Below are 15,621 nucleotides of genomic sequence, written 5' to 3'. Positions count from 1 at the left end.
TTTGGTGCTGAAATGGTAATGTTGCAAGTGATATTTTTTGATTAAAGGGGAAGTAAAAATTTATGGCTGATGAAAAAACATTTCCGATGACGGTTGACGGTAAGGAAAAGCTTGAACAAGAACTAGAAGATTTGCGTCTCAAGCGTCGTCCCGAAGTCATCAAGCGAATCAAGATCGCCCGTAGTTACGGGGACCTTTCGGAAAACTCCGAATACGAATCTGCCAAAGACGAACAAGCCTTTGTCGAAGGACGGATTAGCCAAATCGAAAACATGCTCCAGTACGCAGTCATCATCGACAACGATGACGTCGACGCGGATGAAGTTTCGATGGGGCGGAGTGTTACTTTCAAGGAATTACCGGATGAAGAACCAGAAACCTACACGATCGTGGGTGAATCTGAATCTGATCCACTGTCCGGAAAGATTTCAAACGAATCACCAATGGCCAAGGGTCTCTTGGGTCACAAGGTCGGCGAACAAGTTGACATTGAAATTCCAAGCGGCACCATGCACGTGGAAATTCTCGAAGTCAAGTAAAGTTAAATTAATTAAGCGCGGAACAACCAGGGGGTTATTCCGCGCTTTTTCGATTGGAGCATTTTATGACTTTTTATAACTTAACATACCTGCAAAATCACCAGCAAACTAATACAACTTTTAATTACGTTATGATGATCATCTTTGCCGTCTTACTGCTAGTGATGATCATTCAATACACTCGGCACCGCTTAGTTACCAAGTACCGGGATCTCGGAATCATTTTCGCTCTCCTGTTGGTCATCTTTATTGGTCTCCAGTATACGTACCTCGAGTCCGCCCATACTCAGCAGGCCCAGTCATCACAGATGGTGCCGTTTGTCAAAGCAGTTGCCAAGGATCACCATGTTAAAACTAAGGATGTCGTGGTTAATTCAACAACTTTGACCGATGGGATCATCGTCCGGATTAAGGATCAGGACTACCGAGTCAACCTGAGTGAAGGTGGCAACAACTATACGCTCACTCGAGCCCATGTGATTGATCACCGGGTGCTGATTCAGAGCAAGTAAGGTGTTGCGAGCATGGGAAATACTTATGGATTAATAACAATTAAATTTATCCTTGGGATGATCTGTCTGATCTTTCAAATTAATATTCTGGGGAAAGGGAACTTGGCACCTACCACGGCGTTGGACCAAGTGCAAAACTATGTCCTCGGGGGAATCATCGGGGGCATTATCTATAATTCCGCTATTTCGGTTGTTGAGTTCATTCTGGTTTTGTTGATCTGGACGGTAATCGTCTTTATCCTGCGTTACATTAAGGAACATAATCGTTGGGTACGAATCGCGATCGATGGGCGACCGCAAATCCTGATCCGCAATGGTCAAGTGGTGGTCGATAACTGTATCAAGGCTGGAATGAGTGCCAATGACTTGATGATGCGTTTGCGGAGCCAAGGGATCTATGAGGTTGCCAAGGTGAAGAGCGGAATCCTTGAGCAGAATGGTCAGCTGGTCATCATCGAAAATAATGACCAGGACGTCAAATTTCCCTTGATTAGTGATGGTCAGCTTAATACCGATATTCTGGAATTGATCCACCATGATGAACAGTGGGTCGAAGAGCAGGTAACGAAGGCGGGTTACCAATCCCTTGATGACATCTACTTGGGCGAATACATTCATGGTGACCTGCGGTTGGTACCATACCCAGCACAGTAAAATGAATTTTTTTGATAAGAAAAGCCTGACCAATCCGCGATGAGCGAATCGGTCAGGCTAGTTCTCTATTTACGTTTACGATATTCGTACCAGGCAACACAACCACCAAAGGTCATGAGACTGATGATTAGCCCCGTAATGAGGTAAGGTGGAATATATGTCATGGTGATCTTGTGAGTACCCTTGGTAATTGGGATTCCCATGAAGGTCCCCGCAACTTTGAATGGGGTTACCGATTTGCCATCGACCTTGACATGCCAGCCTTGCGTATATGGAATCGTGGTCATCAGGAATTGTCGTGAATTCTTGATGGTGACGGTCCCTTTAATCTGGTTAGCTCGTTGGCTAGTAACCTTTAAACCACTGCTTTGCAAGGTTTTAACGTCCTGTTTAAATTGCTTCTGATCCAGTTGATAGAGGCTGACGTTTTGCATCCACATCGCCTGCTTTTTCAGTTTGAATTCAATATTGACTGGTTTACCCTTTTGGTGACTGGCGACGTTGATTACGATCGTATTATGGTAGGTTGGGTACTGGTCAAGGGTCCGCCCATTAATCTTGATGGACGCGACGTTCTTAACGCTAGCTCCAAGGGTGAGGTAGTACGAACCGTTCGTCTTGGGTGTAAAGTGCAGGGTCACACTGGCGTTTTTGAGCGGATTGCTACGGGTGAAGGTTGTTCCCGTGATTTGCTTGGCGTTTTGCACATTCTTGAAGGTGACGTAGTCAAAGTTTTGCACCTTGAAGAGTTGTTGGGCAGTGTTGTTCCCAGCTAATAATTGGAACAGTTGTGATTGGTAGTTCAGGGGATCCAGCGTAACGGATTTAAAGTCGAGAATCTTAGTGCTGGCCCCAAAGGCGATTGGTAACGCGTTGGCATTCTTTTTGATATTGACCATGTTGGTACTTGAGACATTTGCCAAGTGGTACCAGTCCGCTCGGGTACTAGTAATTGGTAGCATCTGGGTGTCATTACTCATCCCGTGGTTCTTGGCCTGGAGGAAATATTTAAAGCCAAAAAGGGAATCAGTGACCTGAGTGCCGTTGGAATAGGCCACAAAGCCATCACCGGCAGGTTGACCAATTGAACTCATGAAGGAAGAAACGGTCGGTTCCATGGTTGAACTAAAGTGTTCGCCACCGTAGTAATCGGACTGGAATGGATCATCCTTCGTCCGCATAAAGTTTTTAGCAATTCGGTAGAAGCCGCTGTCTCCGGATTTGGCTTTCTTGATGGCCTGGTTCATTGCGGTCGTGTAGTTACCGAATTCCCCTTGAGAAACGTAGGAAATATGGTTGAGCGCCACAAAAGCGCTGGTGGACACATCCAACACGACGAGGAGCACAAAGAGGAAGTCAGCCATCCGCGGAGACGGATCGCGACGCAGCATTAACATTACGATACTGATGATCGCCAAACCACACCCGATACTTAATTGCGAAGTACTAATGTAAGAAATGTGGCGTTGGTTAGCCCACAGGTAGGCAGTAACGGCGAACACGGCAACGGCCAGAAAAAGGGCGGTTGGCCACTTAATCGTGAAGTTTGGTTTGAGTGTTCTAGCAGCGAGGTAAATCATCCAAAAACTAAAGACAAAGGAAAATCGTGATGGGTACCAGACGGGGAATTGGCCAAGGTGCCAAAGCAGGTCGAACGGTTGGAGGCAGAAAGAGGCGATGATAAAAGCTGAAATCGCCAGGGCGGTAAACCGGACGGCTAAGCGGTCTTGGGAGTAGATAAAGTAGAGCACAAAGCCAATCGTCAGGAGCATGCCAACGTAGATGTTCGGCTGGCCCGAAGGCATTTGACCAAAATTAAAGGATCCAGGAACCAGCTTAGCGAGGATCTTGAGGGGGTTGTATTCAGTTGCCCACTTAATCGTCTGCTCAGTATAAGTTCCCTTACTTTGGGTGAGAGCATAAATCGTTGGCAACAGTACCACCGCGCTGAGCAGTCCACTTGCAATGGAGCTACCAAAGAAACGACCGACAAACTTGGCTTTACCTCGCCAAGTGCTAGTCATTCCAACGGTGAGCCAGATCATAAAGAGGAAGGTGAAGAGTGCCAACATCCAGGCCATGTAGTAATTATCAATGATGGCGACGGTCAGCCAGGCAATGTAGCGCCATGGTGAACCACCATGGGCGAGCTGAATGAGACCGTCAATGACTGGTGGTAAGATAAAGAGAACGTCCAGCCACAGGATATTTAACTGGTTGGCGATCATCCAGCCCATTAGGGCGTAGGCAGTTGAAAAGGCCCAGCTCCGTGGAGGAGTTTGTAACTTTTGGCGTTGGAGGAACCAAGCAAAGGAGAGCCCGGCTAGCCCATCCTTGAGGAGGACGAGCAGTAAGATTCCACTGGAAAGTAATTGGCCCGGAAAAAAGAGTAGAACCAAGTTAAGTGGGCTAAAAAGGTAGTAGGCATTTGTCCCAAACATTTCACCACCGAGCCCCTTCGAAAAGGAATAGAAGAGACTACTAGGGTGGTGGAGGATCATGTTTCGGAAGTAAGCGAAAAAGTCGACGTACTGCTGCCCGAGGTCAACCGTCAAAATAGAATTCTGACCAAACGGGGCCATTTGCCGGACGGCAAAATAACACCCCATGATCGCGACGGGGAGGATAAATGCAATTAGCAGGTTAAAATTGAAATGACGTGGTTTCTTAATCACGATGGCCTCCTGAAGAATAAACTAGTCAGTATTATATAACGGAATGGTTGGCCAATCATGAACAAAATAAGTTTTTAATATTAATTAAATAAGGGTCACTTTTTGGCAAAAACAGTGTATCATTGACTGATGTTATGAAATGCCAAAATAATTTCTGGTATTAAAGGAGAATGACACGTGAATTTCTTTAATCGTTTTAAAGGACTATTTAAATTTCGCTCACGCGACAAGAATCGGACCGCACAATCAGCAATTCCGTTCCGGCTCAATTTTTTACTATGGATTGTGGGCTTGCTGTTACTGGCCTTAGCAGTCCGGCTGTTTTACCTCCAGGTGATGAACGGAGCGTCATATAAAGCTGAAGTTAAGCGTTCGGATACGACTACGCAGACGAATAACGTCCAGCGGGGAATGATCTATGATTCGAATGGTAAGGTTCTGGTTGGTAACCAGGCAACCCAAGCCATTACTTATACTAAGGGTCAAAATGTTGATAGTGATGATCTTTACAAGATCGCTAACCGGCTGGGCAAGTACCTGACGGTGCCAACTACAAAGTTGACTACCCGAAACCAACAGGACTACTACTTGGCAGATAACAGTCATTTAAAAGCCGTGCTGAAGCACGTCAAGAGCAGTAGCAGCTCGGCACAGTATGATGATGCGATTGCCTACCTTAATAAGCACCCGCACTACTTCAAGCTCACTAAGGACCAAAAGAACAAGGCAATGATCTACGCCACGATGAGTGGGGCCTATTCGTTGTCGACGACTTACATCAAGTCCAAGAATGTTTCGGCCAAGGAATTGGCGGAAGTCAGTGAACACTTGAGTGACATGCCAGGGGTTAAGATTGGGACGGCTTGGACCCGAAACTATCCACAAGGTAAGGATATTCAATCCTTAGTCGGGACGGTTTCCACTTCTGGGTTACCTAGTGACAGTGTTAATACATTATTGTCTCAAGGTTATTCCCGAAACGATAATGTGGGACAAAGTTACTTGGAAAAGCAGTACCAAGCAACCTTGGCTGGCTCCAAGTCCCAAACACAAGTCACGACTAGTGGCAACAACGTTACTAAGTCCAAGGTGGTCTATCCTGGTAAAAAGGGTGACAACCTGGTCTTGACGATCAACTCCAAGTTTCAAAAGGATGTTCAAAAGATCCTGAAGCAAAACTTCCCAGCTGGTAGCAATTCAACTGGGGTTTATGCTGTGGTGATGAACCCATACACCGGGGCTATTTACGCCATGGGTGGGATTGATCGTGACCCGTCTACCGGTAAAACGACTACTGATGAAATCGGTGCGATTAACCACCCGATTGTCATGGGGTCGGTTGTCAAGCCTGCCACCATCATGGCTGGTCTAATGGAAAAGGTTATCACGCCAACAAACAACACGTTGACCGATATGCCAATCAAGGTGGCTGGGACGTCTGCCAAGACTTCCTGGTTCAACAAGACGGGTTCTGCCAACATGTCATTGAACGCCGCGAGTGCCCTGGAAGTATCTTCTAACTCCTACATGATGCAAGTCCTGATGAAGATTGGTGGTATGAATTACCACAGTGGTGCGCAACTAACTTTGAAACCATCGATCTTCACTAAAATGCGGTATTACTACAAGATGTTCGGCCTTGGTCAAAAGACCGGGATCGACTTACCAGGTGAAGTGGCCGGGTACACGGGTGCTTCTGGTAAAAAGAATATTGGGTCGGCACTGGACCTTTCCTATGGGAACTATGATGGTTACACAACCATTCAATTAGCTCAGTACATGTCAACGATCGCCAATGGTGGTTACCGGATGAAACCATACATCGTCAAGGAAATCCGGGGAACTAAATCTAATGGTGAACTCGGCAACATTACCTATACTGCTAAACCACAAGTCCAACAAGTCATTCCAGCACCAAAGTCTTACTTTGAACTCGTCCGGAAGGGACTCTACCAGGTTACTCACGGAACCAGTTCTTACACGACCGCTAAGTCATTGAGTAGTGTGACCCCATCGATTTCGGCGAAGACCGGGACGGCAGAAACCTTCTATAAGAAGCAAAGCACTGAAACTCTGAGTTTCGCCGGATATGCACCATCCAGCAACCCACAAGTCGTGGTTGCACTGGCAATTTCCAACGCCTCAGGTGGGAGTAGCAACTTAACAATGGCTAAAGAAATTTTCCAAGCCTACTGGAAAGACGTTCAAAGTTCTAAGTCAACAGAATAAGTGTCAAGGAAAAATCCTTAACAAAGTTTGGTAAAAAACTGGTCAAATAGTAAAATTAATGATATAGTTGTACGAGTTAGGGTTACGTAAAGATATAACGTATTCTCGTTAAAAATAAAAATAAGTTTGGAGGCCAAGACAATGCGTGTAAACATCACACTTGAATGCACTGAATGTCACGAACGGACTTACTTAACTAGTAAGAACCGTCGTCACAATCCCGACCGGCTTGAATTAAAGAAGTACTGCCCACGGGAACGTAAGGTTACTTTACACCGTGAAACTAAGTAATGTTTCACTATGGGGAGCGCCACAGAAGTTTTGATGACTTTTGTTGCGCCCTTTTTTTATTCCAGTTAAACCTCAAGGAGGGGTGCTTGACATGTATACAAAAAAAGAAATGCGGCAGGCCTATATTGCCCGTCTGCAACAATTGGATTTGAATACGCGACTCCAGGAAGAAAAGCAGATTGCGTCGCGGTTATATGACCAACCAGAGTGGTTCAATGCCGACACAATTGCGATTACGATCAGCCAATCCTTCGAAATTAATACGGCACCGATCATTTTGCACGCCCGGCATAAGGGACAACGGGTGGTGGTCCCACGGACATTACCAAACTGGCAGATGGAATTTGTCACGCTTGATGAAGACACCGAATTTGACGAAAGTCATTTTGGGGTCTTAGAACCAGTTGGTGGTCAAGTGGTTACTCCCGATGACATTGATTTGATGGTGGTCCCTGGTGTTGCCTTTACACCGGCAGGTAAACGATTGGGCTTCGGGGGCGGTTATTATGACCGCTATTTAGCCGACTATGGTGGACCAAAAGTGGCCTTGGCCTTTAATACTCAGGTGGCGGATGATGATGAATGGCCTGTTGATGAGCACGATATTCCGGTAGATAGGGTGATCGGACCTAACGTCCCGTTGGTAGGCGAATAACGATGAAAAATTCAATTCGGCAAATTCCAGTGACGGTCACGATGATTACCATCTGTGTGCTGGTCTATCTCTGGATGGCCATCCAAGGTGGTTCGACCAACACCGCAGTTTTGATTCAAAGTGGGGCCAAATATACGCCACTCATCTTGCAAGGCCAGTGGTGGCGACTAATTACTGCTGGCTTTGTCCACATTGGTATCCAACACCTCGTGATCAACATGATCACTTTATACTTTATCGGCATGTACGTTGAAGTCCTCTTTGGTCATTGGAAAATGCTGGTGATTTACCTGTTGAGTATCATTACGGGGAATTTAGCCAGCATGCTTTTCCAGCCACTTCAGGGAATTAGCGCTGGTGCTAGTACCGGACTGTTTGGCCTATTTGGTGCATTTATCATGCTCGGGTTAGTTTACCGGGACAACATCATGATCCGCCAAATGGCCCGCCAATTTTTTATTTTAGTAATTTTTAATATTGGGGCGGACCTATTGATGCCAGGGGTTGATTTAGCAGGGCATCTCGGCGGTTTGCTTGGTGGCTTTTTAGCTGCTGGTGCCCTGGGAAGTACAAAAATTGGTCAAATAGACTTGATAAAGCGTTTTCTTAGTGGCACTATATTAGTTGTATTTATTGTCATCATGTTATGGAGGGCGATGTAATGGGAATGCAACCGCTTGTCCATCTACGTACATTGTACGATGTTCAGCAGCTCTTGAAACGGTTTAACATCTTCGTCTACGTCGGTAAGCGAATTTGGGATATCGAATTAATGGCGCTCGAGGTCGACAACTTGTATCAGGCCTACGTGATTGATAAAGACCTGTATCTACAAGCAAAGCTCGTCCTTAAAAAGGAACATCGCTATGAACAAAAAATGGCAGTAGAAAGGAAGAAAGCACATGGAAAAGACAAATAAAAAATTAATCGGGGTAGACCTTGGTGGAACCACCATTAAATTTGCAATTTTGACTGCGGAAGGTGAAATTCAACAAAAGTGGTCAATTCGGACCAACATTTTGGATGAAGGTTCACACATTGTTCCTGACATTATCGAATCAATTAACCACCATATTGATCTGTACAAGATGAGTCGTGACCAATTTATTGGAATCGGGATGGGAACTCCCGGGACCGTTGATCGTGAAAACGGGACGGTGATTGGTGCCTACAACTTAAACTGGAAGACTTTACAACCAGTTAAGGAACAAATTGAAGACGGAACCCACCTGAAGTTTGCCTTGGATAACGATGCCAACTGTGCGGGCCTTGGTGAACGCTGGAAGGGTGCTGGTAATGACGGTGACGACGTGGCCTTCATCACGTTAGGAACTGGTGTCGGCGGTGGCCTGATTAGCAACCGGAAGTTGATCCATGGGGTCAACGGTGCTGGTGGTGAAGTTGGGCACATCATTGTCCAACCAGGCGGTTACCAATGTACTTGTGGTAATCATGGTTGTCTTGAACAATATGCTTCCGCTACTGGGGTGGTTCATTTAGCTCAAGACCTCGCAGAAGAATACGAAGGAAATTCCAAGTTGAAGGCCATGATCGATAATGGTGACGAAATTACTTCCAAGATTGTCTTTGATCTAGCCAAGGATCATGATTACCTGGCTAACCGGGTTGTCGACAAGGTGACTTACTACCTTGGTTTGGCTGCTGCCAACATCAGTAACACCCTGAACCCTGAATTCTTGGTCATTGGTGGTGGTGTTTCAGCTGCCGGAGACTTCCTTTTGGAACGGGTTCAAAAGAATTTTGAAAAATTTGCCTTTCCAACTGTCCGAACTTCGACTAAACTTAAATTAGCGGAATTAGGAAATGATGCGGGTGTAATTGGGGCAGCTTCATTAGCAACCCAATTTGCGGACGCAGAATAGTTAGAAAGTAGGGAACAAATTTGGTTATTGCAGCAATTAGTAGCGGTGCGTTAATTCTTGACATCATTGTAATTGTCTTACTTTTAGTTTGGTTAGGCAGTTATTTGTGGGGGCGGTGGCGTCGAAATCATTATGCGACGGTCATCGATGAAGAGGCCTTTCAAAAGGGTATCCACAAAGCTCAAGTCATTGATTTGCGGCCGAAAAACCAATTTGATCGTGGCCATATCTTAGGAGCACGGTCAATGCCATTGGCTTTCTTACTTCAACAATATGACGACTTACGTCCTGACCTGCCAGTCTACTTGTATGATGAAGGAATGACTTTGAGTACCCAAGCTGCTGCCTTTTTAGGTAAGCACGGTTTTGATAATCTTTACATCTTACAGGGTGGTTATTCAAAGTGGACCGGTAAGACCAAAAAAGCCAAGTACAGTGATTAAATTAAAAAGGCTCCCAGCATCCGGTGTGACCGAACGCTAGGAACCTTTTTCTGTTACTGGAATGCTGGAGAACTACATTTGGTGAGCGGAACGACCCTTCCGGGTAGCAGCCCGCCGGTTGTTGTCAAACTTTTCTTCAGTTTCTTCGATTGGTGCAATGACCGTCTTGTGGAACGTAATAATTCCACTAGCAATCGCACCTAATGTGGCCAGTGTGCCGAGAGCAAAACCTTTTGTAAATTGTTTCATTAGTGGAAGCTCCTTTCGTATTTAATAATTCCATTATGCCTAATTTTCGGGGAGATTTCCAGTCATCTGTAGGATAAGGAGAATAATTATGGCAAAAGTAATTGGAATTGTGGGACCTACAGCCGTCGGTAAAACGGCTTTATCGATCAAACTGGCACAGGATCTCAATGGTGAGGTCATTTCAGGGGATTCGATGCAGGTCTATCGGGGGCTTGATATTGGGACCGCCAAAGTTACTCCGGGAGAAATGGCTGGCGTTCCACACCACTTGATTAATATCCGCAATGTTGACGAACGGTTCTCCGTCGCTGATTTTCAGCAACTCGCGAATGAACAAATTATGGAGATTACCCAACGGGGCCACCTGCCGTTGGTTGTGGGTGGGACCGGCTTTTATGTCCAGGCACTCATTGAAAATCTACAGCTGGGTGCTGACCACTTTGATGAACGATCGGTCGAAATTCGGCAAAAGTGGCAGCAGGTTGCTACGGAGCAAGGTAATCAGGTTGTTTGGGAACGGCTAGCAAAATTAGACCCCCAAGCAGCGGCTAAAATTCCGGTGACAAACGTGCGGCGGGCGATCCGGGCCCTGGAAGTGATTGAAAAAACCGGCCAACTGTTTTCTGTTCAGACGCAGGCGGCTTCCCCAGATGAATACTTTTTGATTGGGTTAAATACGGAGCGTGCCGTTCTGTATTCACGAATTAATGATCGGGTTGACCAAATGGTTAAGCAGGGATTGATCAAGGAAGCACGGCGATTGTACCAGAAGGGTGGAGAGCACTACCAGTCTGGTAAGGGAATTGGTTACCGGGAGTTATTTCCGTATTTTCGCGGTGAAGTTAGTTTAGCGGCCGCAATTGATAAAATTAAGTTAGACTCCAGACATTATGCTAAGCGGCAGTTAACCTGGTTTCGTAACAAGATGACGGTTCATTGGTTTGACTTAGTTAGTGGACAAGATACGATTCCGGAAGTTGAACAAGCGGTGCGTGACTGGCTGCAGAAATAAAAAATGGTTTGCAATTGGCAAGAGCCAGATTGCAAACCATTTTTATGCTTCTAAATTAATTTTAGTTATTAAGCTTGGCAGCGTCAGCGTCAATCTTTGCGAAACCGGAGCCGTCTGGCTTCTTAGTACCACGCTTTTCCATGGCCTTCCGGGCCATTTCCTTACGTTCTTGTTTACTTAAAGTCATCAACATTCGCCTCTTTCCGTTGACATCCAGTCGGATAAATATACCACAAATGTAAAATATCCAACTACGATTATTATAGGTGTCAATTTTCTGAAATGCAAATTAGAGTCCATAAATCTTAAGAAAGTGTACAAGATCAGTCTTTAACTTTAAATTATCATTAAGAATGAGTAAAATTAGTAGTATCTAAGTGTGCATGGAATGTGCAATGACGAAGGAGATATCAGCAATGGCAACTGAACAATATGATCAAGGACATCTCGATGTTGGCCAAACGATTGATTCAGCAATCGCAAAAAAGATTGACTATCTGAGTGCACTCAAAGCGGCCGTGGCCGACCATCAAGATACTAAAATTTATGAGCTTTTAGATAACCAACGGTATGCAGCGGAGATTGAACACCGCGAGCAGCAGGCCAACGACGCTGGGGTGATGAACCTGGTCGATAACCTCACGAATCAATTAAGTCATTTTTTGAGTGAAAATTTGATTGACTACTTGGGGAAGGCGTACCCGTTCTTTTACTATGAGGAATACCAAACTGGCCATTACCGGATTTACTTTGGTAATTGGTGGGACCGGCGTCAATTCGGCGATTTGGATGTTTTAAATATTCGGTTTGCCTTTAATCAGGACGAATATGGCAAGTTAGCTGATTCATTTAAGCTAAGTGAACAGGGGAAAAAGTATAATAGCGAGGCAATTAATAAGCTTTCAGCAGAAAATGATCACCTGCAAGAATTGATTGATTCCGCCACTACCCGGGAACAAAAGCGGGCAGAATTACAAAATGAATTAAAAGACGCTAATTCACGTTCAGGCCTGTTTGAATCAAGTAAAAATAAGGAAGCTCGGCAAGAAATTGTTGACCAAATCAGTAAGCTCGAGGACGAGAATGAAGAGGCCCGGGGCGCTAAAGCCCATATTAAGGAAAACAATCAAAAGGTCTTGGAACTCTCCAAGGAAAATACGATTTTGAGTTATGAACAAAAGAGTATTGTGGATACCTTTGGTAGTTTTGAGGACTTTGAACTTGCCAACCGCAACCTCTATGCTAACTATTTGAAGCACCTGGCTAAGGCAGACGGTGGAAAGCAGGTGGCTGATAATGAGTAACGAACGAGTATTGCAGACTGCGACCGAACGAGTTCAAGCACTCAGTGAATCTTTGACGACGGGACTCCGGATTGGTGAACAATATGTAGCACTGTTAAATGAATTGTCAGAAAAAGCTGACCCAGCTGAACTACTCACGGCGACCCAAAAGCTGACTATGCTGGATTTAACTTCACCCTTTGTGAAGTTTCCTCAACACTATCATCCAGAAGATTATTACTTGCTGTTTATGGGCCGCCTGATGGATCTAGCCAATATTCAAGGAATGCGGCTGGATGAAAATGAACGGGAACACCGTTTTTCAATGAACTGCCAGCACCTCGGTGACGAAGTTAACTTCCAATTTGAATTAGATCCGCATCATGGTGGGGCGTTCTTTACCGAAGAAGAAACTCATGAATCATTGTTTTACATCAACCTGAACCAAAAAGTAATTAACTTTAGCAACCGGGCCTTGATCAATTTCTTCATGGTAAACGAGATCGATCGTTATAGTGATCTGGATATTCAAGCAACCCTTAAGTCACTAATTGATTTTTCACAAATTTTGGAAAGTAAGCTTGATTTTGTCGTTAACCTCGGCATCTTGAATACAACGAATGGCGTGGACTTCCCACTTCAGGCTCCAGAATTAGATTTGACGATCATTGATAAGTTGTTTGTGAAGACAACGGATACTGACTTTATGTTGCTGAGCTTACCGCACAACAACGGAGCAATGTTGAATTTGGACCGGCACATTCAATTGACCTTGTCATATGATCCAGATGATTACAGCAAGCAATGGAAGTTTCAAGTGACGGATCCAGATCAGCAATATTCATTCTTTGATGTGTTGCTGCATTACGAGATGTTACGGGATTGGTACTTGGATAATCGTGATGCACTGGCAGTTCGCTCTGAACTGGCGATTGCTCCAGAGGGGAGTTCTGCGGATGCTTAACATTACCCAACTACTGCAGGACGCTATCTACTTTGACAACCAAGTGATTGAACAACGGGATTTATTGATGGGACCAACTGCACATTTGCAAGAAATTGTAGTTCGTTGTGACCAGTCACTGGCAGACTTGTACCAACCTGCAATTAATTACTCAATTGTGGGGGATGATGATGACAAGCAATTGTCTCACGAACAACTCTTACAACGGTTTGTCCAAACGGTGCACTGGTTTTTACTCTTCAGTGCACGGAAGCAATGGACCCACCTTGTGGTGATGGATGATCAGCAGTATCAGCAGTTACTCACGGCTAAACGAGCAACCAAATTATCAACTTTAGACCAGGAGTACCTCGCCATTAAATACTTCTTGTTTACGAGCTTTTACACGCACCGTCAAGAGGATTTTCGCCATGCCTGGCATCTCTTATTAAAGGATGGGTTGGTGGACCTTCAACTTACTCCGGAAGAGATTATGCAAGAGCACGAACGAGTCATTAAAGAGAATCTCAAAGAATAGAAAAATGGCGCTACGAAATAATTCGTAACGTCATTTTCCTGTTGATAAGATAAAAGAAAAAGATTGGCTATGCTTTATGAGAATCAACGCTAGCAGCGTGTTTTCCCCGGGAGTGCTCCGTTGTGGGCATCCCAGAAAATTTGAATTGCGCTACGGCGGATAATGAAAGAATTAATATGATCACAATTAATGGTAACATTAGTACACCCCCAAATAACATCGTCTAACTCCTATTATTGTCGGAAAGATTGCAAATGCAATTATTTTGTAACAAAGTCTGTCTATTTTTAACGTTTCTTAAACAAGTTAAACTTTGTCGGACTAAATTCAACAGGGAATTGACAAATTTACCGAAAATCAGTATATTTGGAAGTGCTTGGGAGGATAGCTCAACTGGATAGAGCATCGGTCTTCTAAACCGAAGGTTGTGGGTTCGATTCCCACTCTTCTCATTTAAATCACTCTAGAACCCTTGATATATCAGGGGTTCTTTTATTTTAGTCCGCCGTTAGTCCGCCAACTTGATTTTTATCATCAATTTTGTTGAGCGAATTCTCGATCATTTCATCAGAACGAGCTTTGAATTCATCAATCAAATAAGCATATTTATTTGCGGTAATTGTTGTATTTGAATGCCCAAGGCGTTTACTAATTGCATATAAAGGTATGCCGTTGGCTAGCAAGTATGCCACGTGAGAGTGACGCAGGCTATGGAAGTGAAAGTCTTGTTTTGACATATCGCAAGCTGCCAATGATTTTCGCAGTAGGGTATTAACAGCATTTGAAGAAGGAATTTGATTGTTGGCGTTCATGAACACCATATCCTGATGATTGTCCTTTAATTCAGCTAGTAATCGTAGCAGCGAATCATTAATTCTAATTGTCCTGATTGAAGATGGCGTTTTAGTTTTCTTAAAGCCACCGCCGCCAACGTAGTTCCATGACTTATTGATAGTGATGGTTTTAAAGTTAAAGTTCACATCGTGCCACGTAAGGGCCATAATCTCACCGAGACGCATTCCTGTATAGATTGCAGTAAGAATCATATAGCGGCTTGTATAACGTGGCTGACGACCATTTTTGAGGTATTTAACTAAGGTGTTGATCTCGGCAATATTCAAGTATTCGACGTGGAGAGAACGGCTTTCATCTCCGCCCAATTTAACACCGATCGTAAAATCTTTATTGATTAGATTATCTACAATGGCATTTTTTACACACTCACGTACTACACCATTAAATTTCCTAACTGTTGACGGCGCATGATTTTTACCGAAGGCATTCAGAAACGTTTGATATTGAAATCTGGTAATGCTTGATAGTTTACGATTGCGGAAGTAATCAGCGATGAACTTGTAATCGTTTAAGTATCGTTTTTTAGTGGTCAAGGCTACGGAATTTTCTTTGTAGGTTTCAAACCACATCATAAAATATTCCGCAAAGCTAGGATCATCATCAGTGATTTCACCCTGATATTTCTTAGAATCTAGTTCGGCGGCATATTGTCTGGCAGCTTGTTTAGTGGCAAAGCCACCTTTACTTTTATAACGGCGTTTTCCATTTCCGTCATACCAAGAAGTTTCAATTAACCACTTACCATTTGGTTTTCTAACGATTCTTGCCATAAGAGTACCTCCAATCTGTTATAATTGAAGAGTTGAGTGGTTTAGAATTCAACTCTTAGTCCGTTCTCTGTTGCCGCAGGGGATGAATTT

The 15,621-nt window shown here is 44.3% G+C and carries 18 protein-coding genes and 1 tRNA gene; 15 read left to right on the top strand and 4 right to left on the bottom strand.

Annotated features, from left to right (window positions below):
• Nucleotides 1-62: 62 nt before the first annotated feature.
• From greA to NFR43_RS07395, 3 genes are all read left to right on the top strand, one after another.
• Complete coding sequence (greA, locus tag NFR43_RS07405) at nucleotides 63-539, top strand: transcription elongation factor GreA (RefSeq protein ID WP_251547957.1); 477 nt, start codon at nucleotides 63-65, stop codon at nucleotides 537-539.
• Nucleotides 540-604: 65 nt separating this feature from the next.
• Nucleotides 605-1,051, top strand: coding sequence for a DUF3290 domain-containing protein (locus NFR43_RS07400; protein ID WP_251547955.1), 447 nt, complete (start codon nucleotides 605-607; stop codon nucleotides 1,049-1,051).
• A 12-nt stretch (nucleotides 1,052-1,063) separates the two neighbouring features.
• A complete protein-coding gene (locus NFR43_RS07395) occupies nucleotides 1,064-1,705 on the top strand; it encodes a DUF421 domain-containing protein (protein ID WP_251547953.1) in 642 nt (213 codons plus the stop codon).
• Nucleotides 1,706-1,770: 65 nt separating this feature from the next.
• Here NFR43_RS07395 and NFR43_RS07390 read toward each other — a convergent pair whose 3' ends face one another.
• Nucleotides 1,771-4,380 carry a YfhO family protein gene (locus tag NFR43_RS07390; RefSeq protein ID WP_251547951.1) on the bottom strand — a complete coding sequence of 870 codons (2,610 nt, stop codon included), beginning with the start codon at nucleotides 4,378-4,380 and terminating at the stop codon, nucleotides 1,771-1,773.
• Between the two features lie 177 nt (nucleotides 4,381-4,557).
• On the opposite strand from NFR43_RS07390, the gene NFR43_RS07385 reads away from it, so the two are divergent.
• The 7 genes from NFR43_RS07385 to NFR43_RS07355 all read left to right on the top strand — a co-directional run bounded on the left by NFR43_RS07385 (nucleotide 4,558) and on the right by NFR43_RS07355 (nucleotide 9,881).
• Complete coding sequence (locus NFR43_RS07385; protein ID WP_251547949.1) at nucleotides 4,558-6,609, top strand: peptidoglycan D,D-transpeptidase FtsI family protein; 2,052 nt, start codon at nucleotides 4,558-4,560, stop codon at nucleotides 6,607-6,609.
• Between the two features lie 141 nt (nucleotides 6,610-6,750).
• Entirely contained in the window at nucleotides 6,751-6,900 is a 150-nt protein-coding gene (gene rpmG / locus NFR43_RS07380; RefSeq protein WP_251547947.1) for a 50S ribosomal protein L33, read from the top strand.
• A 91-nt stretch (nucleotides 6,901-6,991) separates the two neighbouring features.
• Nucleotides 6,992-7,555, top strand: coding sequence for a 5-formyltetrahydrofolate cyclo-ligase (locus tag NFR43_RS07375; RefSeq protein WP_251547946.1), 564 nt, complete (start codon nucleotides 6,992-6,994; stop codon nucleotides 7,553-7,555).
• 2 nt (nucleotides 7,556-7,557) lie between these two features.
• The gene (locus NFR43_RS07370; RefSeq protein ID WP_251547943.1) at nucleotides 7,558-8,217 is read left to right on the top strand and encodes a rhomboid family intramembrane serine protease; all 660 of its coding nucleotides are present in this window, start codon (nucleotides 7,558-7,560) and stop codon (nucleotides 8,215-8,217) included.
• A gap of 5 nt (nucleotides 8,218-8,222) precedes the next feature.
• Nucleotides 8,223-8,474, top strand: a complete 252-nt coding sequence (locus NFR43_RS07365) for a YqgQ family protein (RefSeq protein WP_251548056.1) — start codon at nucleotides 8,223-8,225, stop codon at nucleotides 8,472-8,474.
• Nucleotides 8,458-9,438, top strand: a complete 981-nt coding sequence (locus tag NFR43_RS07360) for an ROK family glucokinase (protein ID WP_251547941.1) — start codon at nucleotides 8,458-8,460, stop codon at nucleotides 9,436-9,438. Before NFR43_RS07365 ends, NFR43_RS07360 begins: the two co-directional genes overlap by 17 nt.
• Before the next feature lie 20 nt (nucleotides 9,439-9,458).
• Nucleotides 9,459-9,881, top strand: a complete 423-nt coding sequence (locus tag NFR43_RS07355) for a rhodanese-like domain-containing protein (RefSeq protein ID WP_251547939.1) — start codon at nucleotides 9,459-9,461, stop codon at nucleotides 9,879-9,881.
• Between the two features lie 72 nt (nucleotides 9,882-9,953).
• Here NFR43_RS07355 and NFR43_RS07350 read toward each other — a convergent pair whose 3' ends face one another.
• The gene (locus NFR43_RS07350; protein WP_251547937.1) at nucleotides 9,954-10,130 is read right to left on the bottom strand and encodes a DUF3042 family protein; all 177 of its coding nucleotides are present in this window, start codon (nucleotides 10,128-10,130) and stop codon (nucleotides 9,954-9,956) included.
• A gap of 88 nt (nucleotides 10,131-10,218) precedes the next feature.
• Between NFR43_RS07350 and miaA the strand changes: the two genes are divergently transcribed.
• Nucleotides 10,219-11,142 carry a tRNA (adenosine(37)-N6)-dimethylallyltransferase MiaA gene (gene miaA / locus NFR43_RS07345; RefSeq protein ID WP_251547935.1) on the top strand — a complete coding sequence of 308 codons (924 nt, stop codon included), beginning with the start codon at nucleotides 10,219-10,221 and terminating at the stop codon, nucleotides 11,140-11,142.
• A 61-nt stretch (nucleotides 11,143-11,203) separates the two neighbouring features.
• Here miaA and NFR43_RS08520 read toward each other — a convergent pair whose 3' ends face one another.
• The gene (locus NFR43_RS08520; RefSeq protein ID WP_275087109.1) at nucleotides 11,204-11,329 is read right to left on the bottom strand and encodes a hypothetical protein; all 126 of its coding nucleotides are present in this window, start codon (nucleotides 11,327-11,329) and stop codon (nucleotides 11,204-11,206) included.
• Between the two features lie 229 nt (nucleotides 11,330-11,558).
• Here NFR43_RS08520 and NFR43_RS07340 point away from each other — a divergent pair, with 229 nt between their 5' ends.
• From NFR43_RS07340 to NFR43_RS07325, 4 genes are all read left to right on the top strand, one after another.
• Nucleotides 11,559-12,446: an exonuclease SbcC gene (locus tag NFR43_RS07340; RefSeq protein WP_251547933.1), complete on the top strand. Its 888-nt coding sequence runs from the start codon at nucleotides 11,559-11,561 to the stop codon at nucleotides 12,444-12,446.
• A complete protein-coding gene (locus tag NFR43_RS07335; protein WP_251547931.1) occupies nucleotides 12,439-13,389 on the top strand; it encodes a hypothetical protein in 951 nt (316 codons plus the stop codon). The genes NFR43_RS07340 and NFR43_RS07335 overlap by 8 nt, the downstream gene beginning before the upstream one ends.
• Nucleotides 13,382-13,906, top strand: coding sequence for a dUTPase (locus NFR43_RS07330; RefSeq protein ID WP_251547929.1), 525 nt, complete (start codon nucleotides 13,382-13,384; stop codon nucleotides 13,904-13,906). The genes NFR43_RS07335 and NFR43_RS07330 overlap by 8 nt, the downstream gene beginning before the upstream one ends.
• A gap of 378 nt (nucleotides 13,907-14,284) precedes the next feature.
• A tRNA-Arg gene (locus tag NFR43_RS07325) sits at nucleotides 14,285-14,358 on the top strand.
• Nucleotides 14,359-14,403: 45 nt separating this feature from the next.
• On the opposite strand, the gene NFR43_RS07320 is transcribed toward NFR43_RS07325, so the two are convergent.
• On the bottom strand, nucleotides 14,404-15,531 hold the full coding sequence (locus NFR43_RS07320; RefSeq protein ID WP_251547927.1) for a site-specific integrase: 1,128 nt from the start codon (nucleotides 15,529-15,531) through the stop codon (nucleotides 14,404-14,406).
• Nucleotides 15,532-15,621 lie beyond the last annotated feature (90 nt).

Origin of the sequence: Limosilactobacillus caecicola, from assembly GCF_943192935.1 — a bacterium.
In the GTDB taxonomy this organism is placed as follows: domain Bacteria; phylum Bacillota; class Bacilli; order Lactobacillales; family Lactobacillaceae; genus Limosilactobacillus; species Limosilactobacillus caecicola.
This window is presented reverse-complemented; position numbering and strand designations above follow the sequence as displayed.